Below are 18,051 nucleotides of genomic sequence, written 5' to 3' on the forward strand. Positions count from 1 at the left end.
CATGACGAGCGTCCGCCTGCTTGCCGACGATCTCACCGGTGCGCTCGACACCGCGGCAGAGTTCGTCGGCCTGTGCGGACCGTTCGACGTCCTCTGGTCGGATCCGTTTACGCTGCTGGAGTCCGGAAGCCTGGCGATCGATAGCGGCACCCGTGAGCGCTCGAAGGCCGAGAGCGTAGAAATCGTTGGGCGACTGGCGCCCCACCTTCAGGGCGGGACGATCGCCTACAAGAAGGTCGATAGCCTCCTTCGGGGCGCGTGGGCGGCTGAGCTTGGCGCCTGTCTGCGCAGCGGCCATTGGACCTCCTGCGTGGTCGCGCCGGCGTTCGATTATCAGGGACGCCGCACCGTCGGTGGCCAGCAATTCGCCCGCACCGTGCATGGCGATTGGCACAGGGTCGGCAACAATTTGCTGGATCAATTGCGGCAGGACGGCATCGAGGCACGCCAGGGCATGCCTGACACGCTCTCGCAAGGCGGCGTTCAGGTGTTCGATGCCGAGAGCGACCTCGACCTCGATCGCGTCGTCGAAATGGCGCGGCGCATGCCGGGGCCCGTGTTGTGGTGTGGGAGCGGCGGCTTGGCCGGTGCGCTTGCCCGCGGTCAAGGCGCCGCTGCGTTCTCGCAACTGAAGCGGCCGGTGCTGGGGCTGTTTGGCTCCGACCAGGCTGCCACCGCATCCCAGCTGGCTGCATGTGGTCACGCCACCATCGCGCTGGCCGAGGGGGAGGGCGACGCGGGCGTTCGGCGCAAGCTGGCCGACGAGGGCGTGGCGCTGGTGAAATTCGCCCTCGCCGACGGCTTGGTGCGGGCCGAGGCGGCGCGGCGGATCGCGCACGAGATGGCGGGGCTGATCGCGGCACTCGAACCGCCGGGCACGCTGGTTGTTGCCGGTGGGGAAACCCTGAAGGCCGCATGCGTTGCCCTTGGCGCGCATGCGCTCGAGGTGACAGGACGTATCGTGCCGGGGTTGCCGCGCTCGATCTTGCAAGGCGGCCGCTGGGCCGGCGTCGATGTCATCTCGAAGTCCGGTGCATTCGGCCCCAGCGAGCTGTGGCGCGACCTGCTTCGGGATAATCATTTGCTCAGCAAGGGGAGTCCGACATGACCTCTCGTCATCTAGCCATCACCATGGGCGATCCCGCCGGGATCGGGCCGGAGATCATCGTCAAGGCCTGCGTCGGGCTGCAGGACCGGATCGCGAAAGGCGATCTGCGGATGCTGATCATCGGCAGCGGCGCGGCGCTCGATGGCGCGAAAGCCGCACTTGGTGCCGGCATTGCGATTCCCGAAGTGCGCGCCGAGGATCGCGACTGGCCAAACCTCTGCTTCCTCCAGGCCGACATCGAGGGCGATCCGATCAAGCCGGGCGTGCTCAGCGCTGATGGCGGCCGCTTTGCCTACAAGGCGATCGAGCAGGGCGTGCGGCTGACGCAGGCGGGCCGGACCGCGGCGATCGTCACGGCGCCGCTCAACAAGGAAGCGCTCAACAGGGCCGGCTATCACTTCCCGGGTCATACCGAGATGCTGGCGCATCTCACCGGCGTGCGCGGCTCGGTGATGCTGCTCGCCCATGGCAACATGCGCGTCAGCCATGTCTCGACCCATGTGGCGCTCGAGGACGTGCCGAAGCGTCTGACGCCGGAGCGGCTGCGCATGGTCATCGACCTCACCAACGATGCCCTGCTGCGGCTCGGCATTGCCAAGCCGAAGATCGCGGTTGCCGCGCTCAATCCACACGCCGGCGAGGGCGGCTTGTTCGGCCGGCAGGACATCGACGTGTCCGCGCCGACGATTGCAAAAGCCGTCGCCGACGGTCTCGACGTCGTCGGCCCCGTGCCCGGCGATACCATCTTCGTCAAGCTGCGCGCCGGCCAGTACGATGCGGCGGTCGCGATGTATCACGACCAGGGGCACATTCCGGTCAAGCTGCTCGGCTTCCAGGTCGATCCGGCAACCGGCCGCTGGCAGGAGCTGTCCGGCGTCAACATCACGCTGGGCCTGCCGATCATCCGCACCTCCGTCGATCACGGCACAGCCTTCGACATCGCCGGCCAGGGCATCGCCAACGAACACAGCCTGATCGAAGCCATCGACTATGCCGAGCGGCTCGCCGCTGGCGTTTCTGCATCCAAATCATGAGTTAGAACGCACGATGACCAACGCCTTCACGCCCATTGAAATCCAGCGTCCCACCATCCTCGAGTTCGGCAACGGCACGATCGGCGCGGCAGCGCGCTTCGCCGAGCGGATCGGTGCCAGGCGGCCGCTGGTGATCTCCGATCCGTTCAACGCACGCCGCGTCGACATGCTGGCGCTGCCGGGTGCGGTGAAGGTGTTCGGTGACGTCAAGCCCGAGCCCGACCTGCCCAATCTCGAGAAGGCGGTGGCGATGGCGAAGGACGTCAACCCCGATCTCGTGGTCGGCTTCGGCGGCGGCAGCGCGATGGATCTCGCCAAGCTGGTCGCGGTGATGTGCGCGAGCGACGTGCCCTTTGCCGACATCGTCGGGCCGGAGAAGGTGGCCGGCCGCAGCGTCGCGCTGATGCAGATTCCGACGACGTCGGGCACCGGCAGCGAGGCCGGCACCCGCGCGCTCGTGACCGATCCCGTCAGCCAGAACAAGCAGGCAGTGCAGAGCCGCTTCATGCTGGCCGACATCGCCATCGTCGATCCGGATCTGACGATGACCGTGCCGAAAGAGGTCACCGCGGCAACCGGGGTCGACGCGCTGGCGCATTGCGTCGAGGCCTATACCAGCCGCAAGGCGCATCCGACGATCGACCTCTACGCGCTCGAAGGCGCGCGGCTGGTCGGCCGCTATCTCGAGCGCGCGGTGGCCGATGGCGGCGACCGCGAGGCTCGTGCGGGCCTGGCGCTCGCCTCGCTCTATGGTGGCTATTGCCTGGGACCGGTGAACACGACCGCCGGCCACGCCGTGGCGTATCCGCTCGGCACCCGTCACCACGTGGCGCATGGCCTCGCCTGCGCGGTTATCTTCCCGCATACGCTGGCCTTCAACATGCCGGCGGTGGAAGCGAAGACGATCGCGGTGCTCCAGGCGCTCGGACTGCCGGAGAAGGGCGATCCAAAGCTCGCATTCGACGCCACCTACGGGTTCTGCAAGAATCTCGGCATCGAGATGCGGCTGTCCGCGCTCGGCGTGCCCCGGGACGATCTCGGCGTGATGGCCGACGAGGCGCACGCCATTCGCCGCCTGCTCGACAACAATCCGCGCGACCTCGGCCGGGATGCGATCCTGAACATGTACGAGATCGCGTTCTAGCCGTCTCCGCCGCACGCACGCGGCAGCCAATCAACAACACGGAAAACAGAGGAAACGTCTATGAGATCGATCTGGCTCGTCCTTGCCTCAGCCTTGGTGCTGGCGGCCTCACCCGCAAAGGCGCAGGACGGCTATCCGTCCAAGCAGGTGACGGTGGTCGTTCCCTTCGCCGCCGGCGGCACCGCGGACATCTTCGCGCGGATGGTCTCCAACCATTTGCAGGCGAAGTTCGGCAAGCCCTTCGTGGTCGAGAATGTCGGCGGTGCCGGCTCGATCCTCGGCGTGACGCGGGTGGCGAAATCGGCGCCGGATGGCATCACGCTCGGCCTTGCGAGCACGTCCGCGCTTGCGATCAACCCGTCGCTCTACGGGCCGAAGCTCAGCTACCAGCCGGACAAGGACCTGGTGCCTGTCGCCCAGATCAGCGTCGTGCCCAACGTTCTCGTCGTCAATCCCAACAAGATCAAGGCGCGTACCGTGCCGGAGCTGATCGCCTATCTGAAGGCGAATCCGGACAAGGTCTCGTTCGGCTCGGCCGGTGTCGGCACCTCGCAGCATCTTGCCAGCGAGCTGTTCCAGCAGATGACCGGCACCAAGATGGTGCACGTGCCCTACAAGGGCTCCAGCCAGATGCTGACGGACCTGCTCAGCGGCCAGATCGATCTCGCCTTCGACAACGTTCCGCTGCTGCTGCCGCAGGTGAAGACCGGCCAGCTCGCGCTGCTCGCGACGGCAACGCCGAAGCGCGCCGCCTTCGATCCCGAAGCTCCGGCCGTTGCCGAATTCCTGCCCGGCTTCGAGGCGGTGGCCTGGCACGGTTTCATTGTGCCCGCGGGCACGCCCAAGCCGATCGTCGAAAAGCTCTCGGCCGAGATCCGCGCCTTCATGCAGCAACCGGAGACGGTGCAGAAGATGGCCGAGCTCGGTGCCACCGCTGTCGCCGTGGATTCCGAACCGTTCGCGGCCTACATCAACGCTGAGACGGCGCGCTGGAAGAAGGTGATCGAGGCCGCCAACATCAAGCTGGAGTAGGGCGGCACGCGATGAGAGAAGCCGGCCGCCGCATGCCCGAGAACGGCGGCCGCTTGTTCAACGCCGGTCGCCGGTCTAAGTTCGCATCAGCCAACGGGTGCGGGGCTGATGGGGACTGTTCGTTTTCTGCTGGCGGCGATCGTCGTTGGATTTCATTGCCAATTTGGCGTCATTCACCAGACGATCGGAGGTTTGGCCGCTGTAGAAGTCTTCTACATCATCAGCGGCTTTTACATGGCCGCCGCCTATGAGCGGCACTATCCCGGACGGCCTGCTGCATTCTTCGCCAGCCGCTTCGCGAGGCTTTATCCGTTCTACCTCGCTGTCCTTGCAGCTACGTTCGCGCTACATCTGTGGAATCCGGCGAACGAGAGCGGCATCTTCAATTCCCTCAGAACGGATGAGCGGCCCTATGTGATCAACCTGTCGCTGCTGGGTCTCGATCTCTATTCGGCCATGCACAGCACCACGTATCTCCTGGTTCCGCAGGCCTGGTCGATCAGTGCGGAGATCGTCTTCTACGCGCTGCTGCCTGCCTTGCTTCTCCTGAATAGAAAATGGCTCGCCGGGTTGGTGGTCGCTGCCTTCGCGATCAAGATGACCATTCTGCACGTCTACGAATGGAAATGGGCTTACTTCCCGTTTTACAGCCAGATCGGCTATTTCGGCACCGGCGTTGTGCTCTTCTCGTTGCGAGATCGCCTGACATGGTCGACGCGTGCGGGCTACTGGCTCGCGGCCCTGTACTGCCTCTATCTCCTCGGCGACGTCTATGCCGACGTCGACTATCACGGGGGCATCGTTCAGGGCGTACCGCTGGTTATCGCAACCTGCATCGTGATTCCGACGCTCTTCTCGAGAATCAACGGACCGCTGTCGACCGCGTTGGGCGACGCCTCCTATGGCGTCTATCTCTCGCATTTTCTCTTCATCCAGATCGCGATCAATCTGCAGTTCTTCGATCCGATCACGCTGACCAATCCGCACATTGTGAACCATTGGCGAATTCTGTTTCAAACCCTGGGCATCCTGCTCGCATCCACGGTCGTTGCGCTCGCCTTCGAGTTCACGCTGCAGCGATGGATCGATCGGGCGCGCCGGTCGCTGTTCTACAACCGCAGAGGGCCGCAGGATTCCTTCGGGAAGGGTTGAGACAGTCGGTCTTGTCGGTGCGAACGCAGCGAGAACAAGCCGACGATGTTCACAGAGGGGCTGGACCGCGAAGGTCAGCGCGGCTATATGAGCGGCCTGCGAGCCGCTGATTTGCGAAACTGTCAGCCGCGCTCGCAGAACTTCCGAAGAAAGCTTAGCGATTTCAGGCGCTTCGGTGGGGAATGGTGTAACGGTAGCACAACAGACTCTGACTCTGTTTGTCTTGGTTCGAATCCAGGTTCCCCAGCCAGTTCCAGGCACGCCCAAAGGTCAAGATCTCGAGGCCCCTCGGTGACGGTGACTGTCCACGGGCCGCGCCGCCGGTCGCGACCGTTTGCCTCATCTGAAATCGCATTTCCCCGGTCGGATCGCCGTTCTCTGCATCGTCCTTGGGTCACACAACTCAAGGAGATCCCTGATGCCCTATGTCGATGGTTTCGTTCTGGCTGTGCCGAAGGACAAGATCGAGGCCTACAAGACGCTGTCGACGACCGCCTGCGCGCTCTGGATGGAGCACGGCGCGCTCGATTATGTCGAATGCGTCGCTGACGATGTCCCCTATGGCGAGCTCACCTCGTTTCCGCGCGCGGTGATGGCGAAGGAGGACGAGGTCGTGGTGTTCGCCTGGATCGTCTACCGCGACCGGGAGACCCGCGATGCCGTCAACAAGAAGGTGATGGAGGACCCGCGGCTGAAGATGGAGGGCATGCCGTTCGACGGCAAGCGCATGATCTATGGCGGCTTCACGACCTTGCTCAGGGCGAGCGACGTCATCGGCTGACAGGCGGGGACGAAAGCCTATCTCGGAGGTGCGCGGTCGACTTCGGCCTGCAGCAGCGGGCAGCCGGCGAGCCGCGCCTCCATCACCGAATACACGCTGCTGATCGACACGGCTGCTGCACGTCACCGTCACCATGCACAATGACCAGCGGCTCGACGGCGATGCCGTCGGCAACGCGCAGATGGCGCGGCAGTAACGGGGAAACGCCTTACTTGATCTTGTCGTAGGCGGCCGCGAAATCGCCCAGCGGCATCGGGATCGCGATCGTCTCCTTGGCCATGTTCTGGAAGGAGACCTTGAGCTGCTTGCCCGACCGCAAGGCGGCAAGCAGGTCCGGCGCGATCGGCGCCGAGGCGTAGCAGCCGCGGTTCTCGCAGGTCTGGATCTGCAAATCGACCGTCTTGCCCTCGTCGACCTGGAGCTTGGCGCCGATGGGAAGGTTGAGGCCGAGCGGCAATTGCAGCAGCGCCACCGGGGTGCGGGTGTCGGGCGCGATGCGGATGTTGATCAGGACGATGGTCTGGCCGGTCTTGGTCAGCACCGCGTTCTGCTCCATCGCGCACTCGAGCGGCGCGTCGCGGCTGACGCTGGTGCAACGCACGATCCAGCCGGGCTGTTGTGCCGGCGCGCCGTCAGCCTGTGGCTGCGTCGGAGCCGGCGCGGGCTGTGCCGCCGGAGCGGGGGCGTTCTTCTTGGCCTGTTGGGCATACGCGGAGCCCAAGGGCAACAGGACAGCTGCGGCGAGGGCGACAAGTCTGGATTGCATGAGCATGGCGAAACCGCGTTGGCGTGAACCGGGGGCCTCGCTGTAGCGTCGCCGGAAGCGCCGTGCAAGCCGCTACTCGGCGGCTTCCTTAACGGTGCCGTGCTCGACCGTCTCGCCGCCTTCGCCGTCACCCGAACGGCCCCAGCCCGAGAACCAGTTGTTGAGCTCGTCGAGATAGAGATAGACCACCGGCGTGGTGAACAGCGTCAGCGCCTGGCTGACGATCAGGCCGCCGACCATGGCGTAGCCGAGCGGCTGGCGGATCTCGGCGCCGGTGCCGTGACCGAGCATCAGCGGCACGCCGCCGAGCAGCGCGGCCATCGTCGTCATCATGATCGGGCGGAAGCGGAGCAGGGCGGCCTGGCGGATCGATTCCGCCGGCGTCTTGTGCTCGTCGCGCTCGGCGGCGATGGCGAAGTCGACCATCATGATGCCGTTCTTCTTCACGATGCCGATCAGGAGAATGATTCCGATCAAGGCAATGAGGCTGAAGTCGAACCCGGCCGCCATCAGGATCAGAAGCGCGCCGACGCCTGCCGAGGGCAGGGTCGACAGAATCGTGATCGGATGGATGTAGCTCTCGTAGAGGATGCCGAGGATCAGGTAGACCACGACGAGCGCGGCAAGGATCAGCAGCGGCACGGTGCCGAGCGATTGCTGGAACGCCTGCGCGGTGCCCTGGAAGCTCGAGTTCAGCGTCGGCGGCGCGCCGAGATCTGCCATCGCCTTCTGCACGGCTTCCGTCGCCTGACCGAGCGCGACGCCCTGGCCGAGGTTGAAGCTGATGGTGATCGCCGGGAACTGGCCCTGGTGGCTGATCGAGAGCGGGCGGACCGGATCGGTGGTCCAGGTCGCGAACGTCGATAGCGGGACCTGGTCGCCCGTCAGCGGCGACTTCAGATAGAGCTTGTTCAGGCTGTCGAGATTGCCCTGCATCTCCGGCAGGATCTCCAGGATCACCTTGTAGGTGTTGAGCTGGGTGAAATACTGCGTGATCTGCCGCTGTCCGAAGGCGTCATACAGCGTGTCGTCGATCAGCTGCGGCTGGATGCCGTAGCGCGCGGCGGTGTCGCGGTTGATCTTGAGCTGGACCGTGGTGCCCTGGGTCTGCTGGTCGGTCGCGACGTCGCGCAGCTCCGGCAGCGTCTGCATCTTGGCGAGGATTTTGGGCGCCCATTCGTTGAGCTCGTCCAGATTGGCGTCCTGCAGCGTGAATTCGAACTGCGTACGCGTCGGCCGTCCGCCGAGGCGCACGTCCTGGGCTGCCTGCATGTAGACGCGGGCGCCCTCGACCTTGTCGAACTGGGGACGCAGTCGCGCGATGATCTGCTGAGCCGAGGCATCGCGCTTGTCGCGAGCCTTCAGCGTGATGAATATGTTGCCGTTGTTGCCGGCGCGGCCGCTGCCGCCGATCGACATGGCGACGCTGGCGACATCGGGATCGGCGAGGATGATCTTGCCGAGCTGTTCCTGACGCCGGGTCATCTCCTTGAACGAAATGTCCTGCGAGGCTTCCGAAGTCGCCGTGATCAGGCCGACATCCTGCTGCGGGAAGAAACCCTTCGGGATCAGGACGAACAAATAGATCGACAGTCCGAGCGTGGCGAAGAAGATCGCCAGCGTGGTGCGCCGCCAGGCGAGGGCATGGTCGAGAACGTATTCGTAGCCGCGCAGCATCGCGTCGAAGGCGCGCTCGCTCCATTGATAGAACCGGCCGTGGCGCACCTCGCCATGGGCGCGCAGGAAGCGCGAGGCCATCATCGGCGTCAGGGTCAGCGACACGAACATCGAGACGAAGATGGTCATCGCCAGCACGACGGCGAATTCGCGGAACAGGCGCCCGATGATGCCGCCCATCAAGAGCAGCGGAATCAGCACTGCGACCAGCGAGATGCTGATCGACACGATGGTGAAACCGATTTCCTTCGAGCCGCGGAAGGCCGCCGCCATCGGCGATTCGCCTTCCTCGATGTAGCGCGTGATGTTCTCGAGCATCACGATGGCATCGTCGACGACGAATCCGACCGCGATGGTGAGTGCCATCAGCGATAGATTGTCGAGGGAATAGCCGACGACCCACATCAGCGCGCAGGCGCCGAGCAGCGCCAGCGGAACCGTGATGGCCGGAATGACGGTGGCCCAGAAGCTGCGCAGGAAGATGAAGATGACCATGACCACGAGGGCGATGGTCAGCAGCAGCGTGAACTGGACGTCCTCGACGGCGGCGCGGATGGTCGTTGTGCGGTCGCTGATGAGCTCGATCTTGATGGCGGGTGGGATCGCGGCCACGAGGCGAGGCAGGGTGGCCTTGATCCGATCGACGGTCTCGATGACGTTGGCGCCCGGCTGCTTGAATATCACCAGGAACACGCCACGCCTGCCGTTGGCCCAGGCCGCCTGCTTGGCGTCTTCAGCGGCGCTGACCGCCTGGCCGATGTCGCGGATTCGCAACGGAGCGCCGTTGCGATAGGCGATGATGACGTCGTTCCAGTCCTTCGCGTGCGTGAGCTGGTCGTTGGCGTAGATCGTGTAGGCGCGCTTCTCGCCGTCGATATTGCCCTTCGGACTGTCGACCGTGGTGATCGCGATCTGGCTGCGTACGTCCTCCATCGACAGGCCCTTGGCGACCAGCTTCGCGGGATCGACCTGGACGCGGATGGAGGGTTTTTGCTGGCCGCCGATGAAGACCTGGGCGACGCCGGAGAGCTGGCTGATCTGCTGGGCGAGCTGGGCGTCGACCGCGTCGCTGACGCTGGTCAGAGGCAACGTCTCCGATGTCGCAGAGAGCAGCAGGATCGGCGCATCAGCCGGGTTGACCTTGCGGTACGTCGGCGGCGACGGCAGGTTCTTCGGCAGCTGGCCGCTGGCGGCGTTGATGGCGCCCTGCACGTCATTGGCAGCGCCATCGATGCTGCGGTTGAGATCGAACTGGATGGTGATCGACGCCGTGCCCAGATAGCTCGTCGAGGTCATCTGCGCGATGCCGGGAATCTGGGCGAACTGGCGCTCCAGCGGCTGCGCCACCGACGAAGCCATCGTCTCGGGACTGCCGCCCGGCAAATTGGCGGTGATCTGGATGGTCGGGAAGTCGACCTGCGGCAGCGGTGCGACCGGGAGCAGGGGATAGGCGACGAGACCGACGAAGAGGATGCCGGCCATCAGCAGCGAGGTGCCGATGGGATAACGGATGAAAGGTGCCGAAATCCCGCCCTCGGTCATTCCTGTCGTACCTTGTTCTGGGCCGGGTTCGAACTCGCCACCGTCGTCGAGACGAGGCTTCCGGGCTGCACCTTGAACTGGCCGCCGGTGATCACCTGCTGACCGGCGCTCAGCCCTTCTTCGATGACCGAATGTCCGTCGATGGCGTAGCTGACCTTGACCTTGTGCACCTCGGCCTTGTTGTCCTGATTGACGGTATAGGCGTAGAGGCCATTGGTCGAATGCTGGACCGCGTCATCCGGAACCACGGTCGCATCCTTCAGCGTCCGCACCAGAAGCCGCGTCGAGACCGATTGGCCCGGCCACAGCGTGTGGTCCTTGTTGTCGAACACCGCCTTGAGCCGGATCGTTCCGCTGCTGGTGTCGACCTGGTTGTTGATGACCGCAAGCTTGCCCTCGGCCAGCGTCTTCTTGCCGTCGGTGGTGAAAGCGATCACCTTGAGCGCGCCGCTCTTCTGCCCTTCGGTGATATAGGGCAGCTGGTCTTCCGGTGCGGTGAAGATCACGGAGATCGGCTCGACCTGCGAGATCGTGACGATGCCCGTCTGCGTCGAGGCGTTGACGATGTTGCCGATGTCGACCTGGCGCAGGCCGGCGACGCCGGTGATCGGCGCCTTGACCTGGGTGTAGTCGAGCTGGGTCTGGGCGTTGGCGATCGCGGCTTCGTCGGCGGCGATCTGGGCGGTGAGCTGGGCGACGGTCGAGCGCTGGGTGTCGACCCGCTGGGCGGTGGCGAATTCGCCGAGCTTCATGGCGCGCTGAAGCTCGAGATTGGCGTTGGCCAGACTAGCCTCGTCCTGCGCCTTCTTGGCCTTGGCCTGGTCGAGCGTGGCTTGATAGGGACGGGGATCGATCGAGACCAGAAGCTCGCCCTGCTGGACGATCTGGCCTTCGCGGAAGGCGAGCTTGTCGATCTGGCCATCCACGCGGGTGCGGACTTGCACGGTGTTGAACCCCTGAACCGTGCCGAGACCGGTCAGATAGACCGGGAAATCGACCTTCTGAACCGGGGCAACGCTGACGGGGACGGCGGGCGGGCGGGGCGGACCCTTCTGGGCGGTCTGGGTTTTTCCAGCCTGGGAGGCGCCGAATTTCTGCCAACCATAGTAACCCGCGGAGGCCACGGCCGCGATGATCAGAATCCAGAGGATCGGCCGGGACTTTTTCATATCGTCTCGTGTCGGCTCTTGTGCCCTCAGCTACGAATTATGGGGCAATCGTAGGGTTCCATAAGCGTTTGTATAATACACGCCAAGTTCCAGTGTAAACAGCACTATCAGTTGAGAATCCTAAACAATTGGAAAGCTTTGCACCGTCTGGGCAGTGGTCTGGCACGGCGGTGTGCAGTGCTGCATTTTCCCGGCAGACGCGATCGGCGGGCAAACCTCAAGCAGCACTCCCAGACGGTGTGCTCGGGCCGAATGGTGCGGGCCGAGCCGCCAGTCGGTATCGGTAACAAGAATGGTTCTAAGTCGCGCGGGGGCCGTTTCGGTTGTCAGGAATTTCAGCATCGTCCATATCGGCGCCGCCACAAAGGGAGCGCAGGATGGACGAGCTGAACGGCAAGCTGATCGCGTGTCAGATTCTGATCACGGGATTGATCGCGCGTGTCGCCAATGAGCAGCGCGATCCCTTGCGCTTCCTCACCGACTTCCGGGACGAGATCAAAGCCGTCGTGAACGGCGTCAACATCGCCGGCATGGACAGCACCGATCGCGTGCGCGCTGTTGCGCTGAAAACCGTCGACGAATTGTTTTCGCTGATGAAGCCGCCGAGCAGCGATTGATGCTGTGAGCGAGACCGCCGATTGCCCGGCATCGGCGCGTTGTCTTTTAGAACGAGTCCAATATCAGTTTAGAACGATTTCAAACTGTAGTTTAGAATTGTTTTGAACTGGACTGATTCAAGGGTTCTTGCGAGGCGCTCGCATTGACCCGCTATTTTGTGGTCGATACCAACACTCATCGTTCGTCGAAGTGAATGAGCGAACAGGAAGATGGGGCGTTTGGTAATGGGGCAGGTGGTCGCACCGAAATCGTTGCGTTCGGTCGCAGCATTCGGTCTGGTGGATGAAAAGTTCGCAGGCGTTTCCGGCAAGAAGGTCTCCGCAGTTGCGAGCTTGATCGCGGTGGCGTCGGTGTCGAGCGGCGCGCAGGCGCAGCAGTCGAACCTGCCGCCGGTGACGGTCGATGCTCCCGTCGAACGTCCGCGTCCAACCGCATCGAAGCCCTCGCCGGAGCAGGTCCGCGCCCGCAATGCGATTCGCCGCGCCGCGCAGCGCGAGCAGGCGGCTCAGCAGACGGCGCCGACCACACCGTCAGGCGCTCCCGACGGCAATCCCTATGCGGATCCGGCCGCGCCCTACAAGGTCGACCACGTCCAGGCCAGCGGCAAGTTTCCCGAGAAGATGCTGAACACGCCCAAGTCGATCACGGTGCTCAGCAAGGAAGTTCTCGAGGACAAGAACGCGACGACGCTGAAGGAGATCGGGCGCTCGACCGCGGGCGTGACGCTGGGCTCGGGCGAGGGCGGCAACGCGTTCGGCGACCGTTTCTTCATCCGCGGCTTCGATGCGCGCAACGACGTGTTCATCGACGGCATCCGCGATCCCGCCGTGTCCATCCGCGAGAACTTCTTCACCGAGCAGATCGAGATTCTGCGCGGTCCCGCGTCCTCCTATGCCGGCCGCGGCACCGCCGGCGGCGCCATCAACATCGTCACCAAGCAGGCGGGCGATCGCAATTTCCAGCGCATGGATACCGAGTTCGGGACCGACTACACAAAGCGCGTCACGCTCGACGTCAACCAGGTCATCGATCCCACCTTCTCGGTACGCACGGGCGGCCTGTTCCAGGACGCCAACGTCGCCGGCCGCAATTATGTGACCGACAATCGCTGGGGCTCCTTCATCTCGACCAAGTACACCCCGACGAGCGACATCAAGATCACCACGAACTACGTCCACACCGACCTCAGCGGTCTGCCGGATTTCGGCGTGCCCTATTACAGGCAGGGCAATGTGCCGGTGACCTCGGCCGGCATTCCGCGCGGCAACTGGTACGGCTTCCTCAATCGCGACTTCCAGACGGCGCGGCAGGATTTCGGCACCGGCACGATCGAGTACAAGGTCAACGAGGCCATCACGCTGACCAGCAAGGTGCGCGGCGAGCATTCGGTGCTCAACTATATCGGCACGCTGCCGCAGAACCCGATTACGACCAGCCCCAATCCGATGCTCTGGACCACGACGGCGAGCGCGCAGAGCCGCTATCAGAACGTGGACGTGTGGACCAATCAGAACGAGGCGACGTTCAAGCTCGACACCGGCGGGGTCAAGCACACTGCGGTGTTCGGCGTCGAATATTCGAACGAGAACATCTCGATCGACCGCTACGCCGGCCTCGCCTCGGAACTGGCGGGAAGCCCCTTCACGAGCACCGGTGCGGTCACGGGGGTCAATCTCTACTCCCCGCAATACACCAACATTCCCTTCGGCATTCCGGGGCTCGTCGGAAATCCGACGCGCTACGGCGTCAACACCAGCAGCGTGTACGTCATGGACACCGCGAACTGGCAGGACACGATCATCGTCAACGGCGGTATCCGCTACGACGGCTACAGCCAGAGCGCGTCGACGAACTCGGCCTACCTCAAGCAGAACAACGATCTCGTCAATTACAACGTTGGCGCGGTCTACAAGCCGATGTCGATCGGCAGCGTCTACGCAGCCTACGCGACCTCGGCCAATCCGTTCGGCTCGGAGCTTGACGCGACCGGCACCGACTACGGCGGCGTTCCCGCCAACTCGACCATCCTGCTTGGACCCGAGCGCAACAAGGCGATCGAGGTCGGTACCAAATGGGAGCTTGCCGATCGCCATCTGCTGGTGACCGGCGCGCTGTTCCAGACCACCAAGGACAACGCGCGCGAGACCGTCAACGGCCTGCTCACCTCGGGCGCGGCCTACAGGATCCAGGGCATCGACATCGAAGCCGAGGGTAAGATCACCGATCGCTGGAGCATCTTCGGCGGCCTGGTGTTGATGCAGTCCAAGGTCACGCAGAGCGGCGTTGCCTCGAACATCGGCCTGCAGCTTGCCAATATCGCCCATCAGTCGTTCAGCATGCTGACCAAATACAAGTTCGACGACGGCTGGGAGCTTGGCGGACAGGCGGTGTATCGCTCGAAGGTCTATGGCGGCACGTTCGCGGCCAACACCAACGAGTTGCCGAGCTATTGGCGCTTCGATGCGTTCGTCGAGAAGAAGATCGACAAGAACTGGACGATGAAGTTCTACGCCCAGAACCTGACCAACAAGCTGTATTACGACTCGTTCTATCGCAGCGCCGTGCCGTTCGTCGCAGTCGCGCCGGGCCGGGCGTTCTACCTCGTGACGACGGCGAAGTTCTGATCATGTTGACGTGTCTGCCTGGCGTTCTCAGCAAAGATGATGTGGCGGATTTCCGCCGCATCATGGACGCCAGCGCATGGGAGGACGGCCGGTCCACCGCCGGCGCGCAGTCGGCGATGGTCAAGCGCAACGAGCAATTGCCGCCCGATAGCGAGGTCGCGCGAAAACTCGGCAACCACATCATCTCGGCGCTGACGTCGAACCCGCGCTTCATCGCGGCGGCAATTCCGCTCCAGATCTTCCCGCCGCTGTTCAACCGCTATGCGGCGGATAGCGGCCACCATTTCGGCCTGCATGTCGACAATGCGATCCGCGGCGACCGTCTGACCGGCCTTCGCATCCGCACGGACCTGTCGGTGACGCTGTTTCTCGCCGAGCCGGAAGAGTACGACGGTGGCGAACTTGTGATCGAGGACACTTACGGCTCGCACGAAGTCAAGTTGCCAGCCGGCGACTGCGTGCTCTATCCCTCGACCAGCCTCCACCTCGTCACGCCGGTGACCAGGGGAACACGGGTTGCGTCTTTCTTCTGGCTTCAGAGCATGATACGGGACGATCAAGCCCGGAGCATGATCTTCGACCTCGATACCGCGATTCAGGCGCTGGTGGACCGGCTCGGGCGTGACGATCCCGAAACGGTCAAATTGACGGGTATCTATCACAACCTCATTCGCTACTGGGCCGAAGTATGAAGACCATGACCTCTAGAGCAAGCCTTGCCGCAGCCTTGATGCTTGCGGCCGCCTGGCTCGCATCCCCCGTTTCGGCCCAGACACAACCCCCCTCGGCACCGGCGCAGTCGACGGCTCAGCCGGCCCCGGCCGGTCCGGCTCCGGCGGCGCCCGCGGCCACCACGCCTGCGGTCCCGGCGCCTTCGGCTTCGACAGCCACCCCGGTTGCTCCGACGGCGTCCCCGGCGGCCACCGTTTCGACCACCGCCAAGTCCGATGCGGCGGCTGGCATCGCGCCGGCGATGAAGGAATTGTCACCCTGGGTGATGTTCATGTCGGCGGACGTCATCGTGAAGGCGGTGATGATCGGGCTCGCCTTCGCATCGCTGATGACCTGGACCGTCTTCATCGCCAAGTCGATCGAGCTGTCGGTCGCATCCTCCAAGCTTCGTTCGGCGCTGAAGAAGGTTGCGGAGACGCGCTCCCTCGCCGAAGCGCAGATGGCGCTCGGAGCCAAGGAGGGCATCCTGCCGTCGTTCCTGGCGGCGGCGCTGCGCGAGGCGCGGATGTCGGCCGGCCTGTCCAGCGACGCCGGCATCAAGGAGCGCGCAGCCTCCAGCTTTTCCGAGATCGTGCGCGCCGAGGCGCGGCGGATCCGCATCGGCATGGGCGTGCTCGCGACCATCGGCTCGACCTCGCCCTTCGTCGGCCTGTTCGGCACGGTCTGGGGCATCATGAACAGCTTCATCGGCATCTCGAAGTCGCAGACCACGAACCTCGCGGTCGTCGCGCCCGGCATCGCCGAGGCGCTGCTCGCCACCGCGATCGGCCTCGTCGCCGCGATCCCGGCCGTCATCATCTACAACCACTTCTCGCGCGTGACGAAGGGCTATCTCGAGCTCGTCAGCCGCGCCTCGGGTGCCGCGGGGCGGCTGCTCTCGCGCGATCTCGACCGCAGCCACGGCAGCGTGCATTCGCGCGCAGCGGAGTGAGCCATGGGCGTTTCGCTCGCAGACAACGATGACGACGACGATTTCTCGGAAACGCATGACATCAACGTCACGCCGTTCATCGACGTCATCCTGGTGCTGCTGATCATCTTCATGGTCGCAGCTCCGCTCTCCACGGTCGACCTGCCGATCGATCTGCCGACGTCGAGCGCGACGCCGCAGAAGAAACCGGACAAGCCGACCTATCTCAGCATCAAGCCCGATCTGACGCTCGCCCTCGGGGAGAATCCGGTTCACCGGGCCGAGCTGATCGGGACGCTCGACGGACTGTCCGACATGAGCAAGGACAAGTACGTCTTCCTGCGCGCCGATCGTTCGGTGCCGTACGGGGAGTTGATGGGCGTCATGGAGCTCCTGCGCTCAGGCGGCTATACGCGGGTGAAACTGGTGGCGCTGGAAGGCGCGCCGGGAGCGCCTGCGGCAGGCGCCGCTCAGCCATAGAGGCCCGCTATGTCGGACGAACACAGACCATCCCGGAAGCTCTGGATCCTGGCGGCGGTGGCCGCGCTCGTGCTCCATTTGGGTGGTGCTGCGCTCGCGCTGGCTCATTTGCGCGCTGACGACGACGGCGACGGCCTGGGTGCGAACGGTGCGGAATTCGCCGTGGAGATGGCATCGCCCAAGGCGCCCGAAACCGATCTGCCGCCCGGGCCCGACAGCGAAGCGATGCAGGAGCAGCAGGCGCTTCCCGAGCAGAAGGCCGAGACCAAGGAGACGGAGCTTCCCAAGGACCAGTCGCAGCAGGTCGAGGATCCCGACCGCGTCGTGACCGAGAACAACGCGAAGAAGCCGACCGAAGACGATCCGAAAATTCAGGCGGTCGAAACGCCGGCCGCCGAAGCCTCGCCGAAATCGGTTGCGACGGCACGGCAGACGCTCGAGGAGGACGCGCGCGAGGCCGAGAAGGCGCTGGCGCCCGTCATCGGCATCGGCAAGGACATCCTGAAGCTGACCGCCGACTGGAACCGCAAGATCAGCGCGCATTTGTCGCTGCACAAGATCAATCCGGAAGGCAAGCAGCCCAATAACCAGAAGGTCAAGGTGAGCTTCGCGATCAACCGGAAGGGCAACGTGCTGTCGGTGGATGTGGTGGAGTCATCCGGGGATTCAGCCTACGACGCGGCCGCGGTCTCGATCGTCCGCAAGTCGGATCCGATCCCGCAGCCGCCTGCCGGGCTGACCGAGGACCGGTTCGAGCGGACCGTCGATATCATCTTCACGCCGGCCGACACGAAAAAGAAGAAGACCGCTCAGCGCCAGTAGAGCCGGATGCCGACATAGACGACGACCAGGCAGGCGAAGATCAGCGCCACCGGGAGCGGCCGTTTCTGGGTTCCAGCTGTCGCACCAGCCCCGAAAAAGCTGGTCGTCTTTGGGTTCGGCGCCGGACGGCGGAAAGCGGTAACATTGTCCGCCGCTGCTTCAGGCGGGCGAGGGCGGACGTCGGGTGCGGCTCCCGCGCCGCCCATCTCGGCATAATAGGCCTTGTAGATCGCACCGATGGTCGCCTCGGTGGCCTCGCCCTCGCTCATCTGCGCCAGCAGGTTCTGGTAGCTCGCCAGAAACTCCTGGGCCTCCGGCGGGAGCGCGGACGCCCCATTGAGCTTGGCCATCATCTTCCAGGTGGCAAAATCGGCGCGGGCGCGGGTGTCCGCGCGTCGCGCGATCAGCATATCGGCAGCTTTGACCAAGTCGGCCTCTGGCCCTTCGGCTTAAAGTTCGG

16 protein-coding genes and 1 tRNA gene are annotated in these 18,051 nt (G+C 64.3%); 13 read left to right on the top strand and 4 right to left on the bottom strand.

Going from position 1 to position 18,051, the window contains the following annotated elements:
* Position 1 precedes the first annotated feature (1 nt).
* From XI03_RS22910 to XI03_RS22940, 7 genes are all read left to right on the top strand, one after another.
* Positions 2–1,108 (top strand): four-carbon acid sugar kinase family protein, encoded by a 1,107-nt coding sequence (locus XI03_RS22910; protein ID WP_271593496.1) that lies wholly within the window; start codon positions 2–4, stop codon positions 1,106–1,108.
* Positions 1,105–2,142 carry a 4-hydroxythreonine-4-phosphate dehydrogenase PdxA gene (gene pdxA, locus XI03_RS22915; RefSeq protein WP_028145182.1) on the top strand — a complete coding sequence of 346 codons (1,038 nt, stop codon included), beginning with the start codon at positions 1,105–1,107 and terminating at the stop codon, positions 2,140–2,142. Before XI03_RS22910 ends, pdxA begins: the two co-directional genes overlap by 4 nt.
* A 13-nt stretch (positions 2,143–2,155) precedes the next feature.
* Positions 2,156–3,286 carry an iron-containing alcohol dehydrogenase gene (locus XI03_RS22920; RefSeq protein WP_271593416.1) on the top strand — a complete coding sequence of 377 codons (1,131 nt, stop codon included), beginning with the start codon at positions 2,156–2,158 and terminating at the stop codon, positions 3,284–3,286.
* A 60-nt stretch (positions 3,287–3,346) separates the two neighbouring features.
* The gene (locus XI03_RS22925) at positions 3,347–4,318 is read left to right on the top strand and encodes a Bug family tripartite tricarboxylate transporter substrate binding protein (protein ID WP_038970931.1); all 972 of its coding nucleotides are present in this window, start codon (positions 3,347–3,349) and stop codon (positions 4,316–4,318) included.
* A gap of 108 nt (positions 4,319–4,426) precedes the next feature.
* A complete protein-coding gene (locus XI03_RS22930; protein ID WP_271593417.1) occupies positions 4,427–5,470 on the top strand; it encodes an acyltransferase family protein in 1,044 nt (347 codons plus the stop codon).
* 176 nt (positions 5,471–5,646) lie between these two features.
* Positions 5,647–5,720 (top strand) — tRNA-Gln (locus XI03_RS22935).
* A 168-nt stretch (positions 5,721–5,888) separates the two neighbouring features.
* Complete coding sequence (locus XI03_RS22940; protein ID WP_271593418.1) at positions 5,889–6,251, top strand: DUF1428 domain-containing protein; 363 nt, start codon at positions 5,889–5,891, stop codon at positions 6,249–6,251.
* Between the two features lie 208 nt (positions 6,252–6,459).
* Here XI03_RS22940 and XI03_RS22945 read toward each other — a convergent pair whose 3' ends face one another.
* The 3 genes from XI03_RS22945 to XI03_RS22955 all read right to left on the bottom strand — a co-directional run bounded on the left by XI03_RS22945 (position 6,460) and on the right by XI03_RS22955 (position 11,405).
* Complete coding sequence (locus XI03_RS22945) at positions 6,460–7,023, bottom strand: invasion associated locus B family protein (RefSeq protein ID WP_271593419.1); 564 nt, start codon at positions 7,021–7,023, stop codon at positions 6,460–6,462.
* Between the two features lie 66 nt (positions 7,024–7,089).
* Positions 7,090–10,236 carry a multidrug efflux RND transporter permease subunit gene (locus XI03_RS22950; protein ID WP_271593420.1) on the bottom strand — a complete coding sequence of 1,049 codons (3,147 nt, stop codon included), beginning with the start codon at positions 10,234–10,236 and terminating at the stop codon, positions 7,090–7,092.
* Entirely contained in the window at positions 10,233–11,405 is a 1,173-nt protein-coding gene (locus tag XI03_RS22955) for an efflux RND transporter periplasmic adaptor subunit (protein ID WP_028145175.1), read from the bottom strand. The genes XI03_RS22950 and XI03_RS22955 overlap by 4 nt, the downstream gene beginning before the upstream one ends.
* Positions 11,406–11,782: 377 nt before the next feature.
* On the opposite strand from XI03_RS22955, the gene XI03_RS22960 reads away from it, so the two are divergent.
* The 6 genes from XI03_RS22960 to XI03_RS22985 all read left to right on the top strand — a co-directional run bounded on the left by XI03_RS22960 (position 11,783) and on the right by XI03_RS22985 (position 17,591).
* On the top strand, positions 11,783–12,022 hold the full coding sequence (locus XI03_RS22960; RefSeq protein ID WP_018319817.1) for a hypothetical protein: 240 nt from the start codon (positions 11,783–11,785) through the stop codon (positions 12,020–12,022).
* Between the two features lie 225 nt (positions 12,023–12,247).
* Positions 12,248–14,647 carry a TonB-dependent receptor gene (locus XI03_RS22965; RefSeq protein WP_271593497.1) on the top strand — a complete coding sequence of 800 codons (2,400 nt, stop codon included), beginning with the start codon at positions 12,248–12,250 and terminating at the stop codon, positions 14,645–14,647.
* Between the two features lie 2 nt (positions 14,648–14,649).
* Positions 14,650–15,339, top strand: coding sequence for a Fe2+-dependent dioxygenase (locus XI03_RS22970; protein WP_095425903.1), 690 nt, complete (start codon positions 14,650–14,652; stop codon positions 15,337–15,339).
* A complete protein-coding gene (gene exbB / locus XI03_RS22975) occupies positions 15,336–16,310 on the top strand; it encodes a tonB-system energizer ExbB (protein ID WP_271593421.1) in 975 nt (324 codons plus the stop codon). Before XI03_RS22970 ends, exbB begins: the two co-directional genes overlap by 4 nt.
* A 3-nt stretch (positions 16,311–16,313) precedes the next feature.
* Positions 16,314–16,769, top strand: coding sequence for a TonB system transport protein ExbD (exbD, locus tag XI03_RS22980; protein WP_028145171.1), 456 nt, complete (start codon positions 16,314–16,316; stop codon positions 16,767–16,769).
* A 9-nt stretch (positions 16,770–16,778) separates the two neighbouring features.
* On the top strand, positions 16,779–17,591 hold the full coding sequence (locus XI03_RS22985) for an energy transducer TonB family protein (protein WP_271593422.1): 813 nt from the start codon (positions 16,779–16,781) through the stop codon (positions 17,589–17,591).
* Here XI03_RS22985 and XI03_RS22990 read toward each other — a convergent pair.
* Positions 17,579–18,001 carry a hypothetical protein gene (locus XI03_RS22990; RefSeq protein WP_271593498.1) on the bottom strand — a complete coding sequence of 141 codons (423 nt, stop codon included), beginning with the start codon at positions 17,999–18,001 and terminating at the stop codon, positions 17,579–17,581. The genes XI03_RS22985 and XI03_RS22990 overlap by 13 nt on opposite strands.
* Between the last annotated feature and the right edge of the window lie 50 nt (positions 18,002–18,051).

It is taken from the genome of Bradyrhizobium sp. CCBAU 65884 (assembly GCF_028128835.1).
Lineage (GTDB): Bacteria > Pseudomonadota > Alphaproteobacteria > Rhizobiales > Xanthobacteraceae > Bradyrhizobium > Bradyrhizobium ottawaense.

What these genes read in the sequence shown, in the direction of transcription:
- XI03_RS22940 (WP_271593418.1), top strand. Translation starts at nt 5,889, where the DNA reads ATGCCCTATGTCGATGGTTTCGTTCTGGCTGTGCCGAAGGACAAGATC.
- XI03_RS22960 (WP_018319817.1), top strand. Translation starts at nt 11,783, where the DNA reads ATGGACGAGCTGAACGGCAAGCTGATCGCGTGTCAGATTCTGATCACG.
- XI03_RS22965 (WP_271593497.1), top strand. Translation starts at nt 12,248, where the DNA reads ATGGGGCAGGTGGTCGCACCGAAATCGTTGCGTTCGGTCGCAGCATTC.
- XI03_RS22970 (WP_095425903.1), top strand. Translation starts at nt 14,650, where the DNA reads ATGTTGACGTGTCTGCCTGGCGTTCTCAGCAAAGATGATGTGGCGGAT.
- XI03_RS22945 (WP_271593419.1), bottom strand. Translation starts at nt 7,023, where the DNA reads ATGCTCATGCAATCCAGACTTGTCGCCCTCGCCGCAGCTGTCCTGTTG.
- XI03_RS22920 (WP_271593416.1), top strand. Translation starts at nt 2,156, where the DNA reads ATGACCAACGCCTTCACGCCCATTGAAATCCAGCGTCCCACCATCCTC.
- XI03_RS22910 (WP_271593496.1), top strand. Translation starts at nt 2, where the DNA reads ATGACGAGCGTCCGCCTGCTTGCCGACGATCTCACCGGTGCGCTCGAC.
- XI03_RS22985 (WP_271593422.1), top strand. Translation starts at nt 16,779, where the DNA reads ATGTCGGACGAACACAGACCATCCCGGAAGCTCTGGATCCTGGCGGCG.
- exbB (WP_271593421.1), top strand. Translation starts at nt 15,336, where the DNA reads ATGAAGACCATGACCTCTAGAGCAAGCCTTGCCGCAGCCTTGATGCTT.
- XI03_RS22955 (WP_028145175.1), bottom strand. Translation starts at nt 11,405, where the DNA reads ATGAAAAAGTCCCGGCCGATCCTCTGGATTCTGATCATCGCGGCCGTG.
- XI03_RS22950 (WP_271593420.1), bottom strand. Translation starts at nt 10,236, where the DNA reads ATGACCGAGGGCGGGATTTCGGCACCTTTCATCCGTTATCCCATCGGC.
- XI03_RS22990 (WP_271593498.1), bottom strand. Translation starts at nt 18,001, where the DNA reads ATGCTGATCGCGCGACGCGCGGACACCCGCGCCCGCGCCGATTTTGCC.
- exbD (WP_028145171.1), top strand. Translation starts at nt 16,314, where the DNA reads ATGGGCGTTTCGCTCGCAGACAACGATGACGACGACGATTTCTCGGAA.
- XI03_RS22930 (WP_271593417.1), top strand. Translation starts at nt 4,427, where the DNA reads ATGGGGACTGTTCGTTTTCTGCTGGCGGCGATCGTCGTTGGATTTCAT.
- XI03_RS22925 (WP_038970931.1), top strand. Translation starts at nt 3,347, where the DNA reads ATGAGATCGATCTGGCTCGTCCTTGCCTCAGCCTTGGTGCTGGCGGCC.
- pdxA (WP_028145182.1), top strand. Translation starts at nt 1,105, where the DNA reads ATGACCTCTCGTCATCTAGCCATCACCATGGGCGATCCCGCCGGGATC.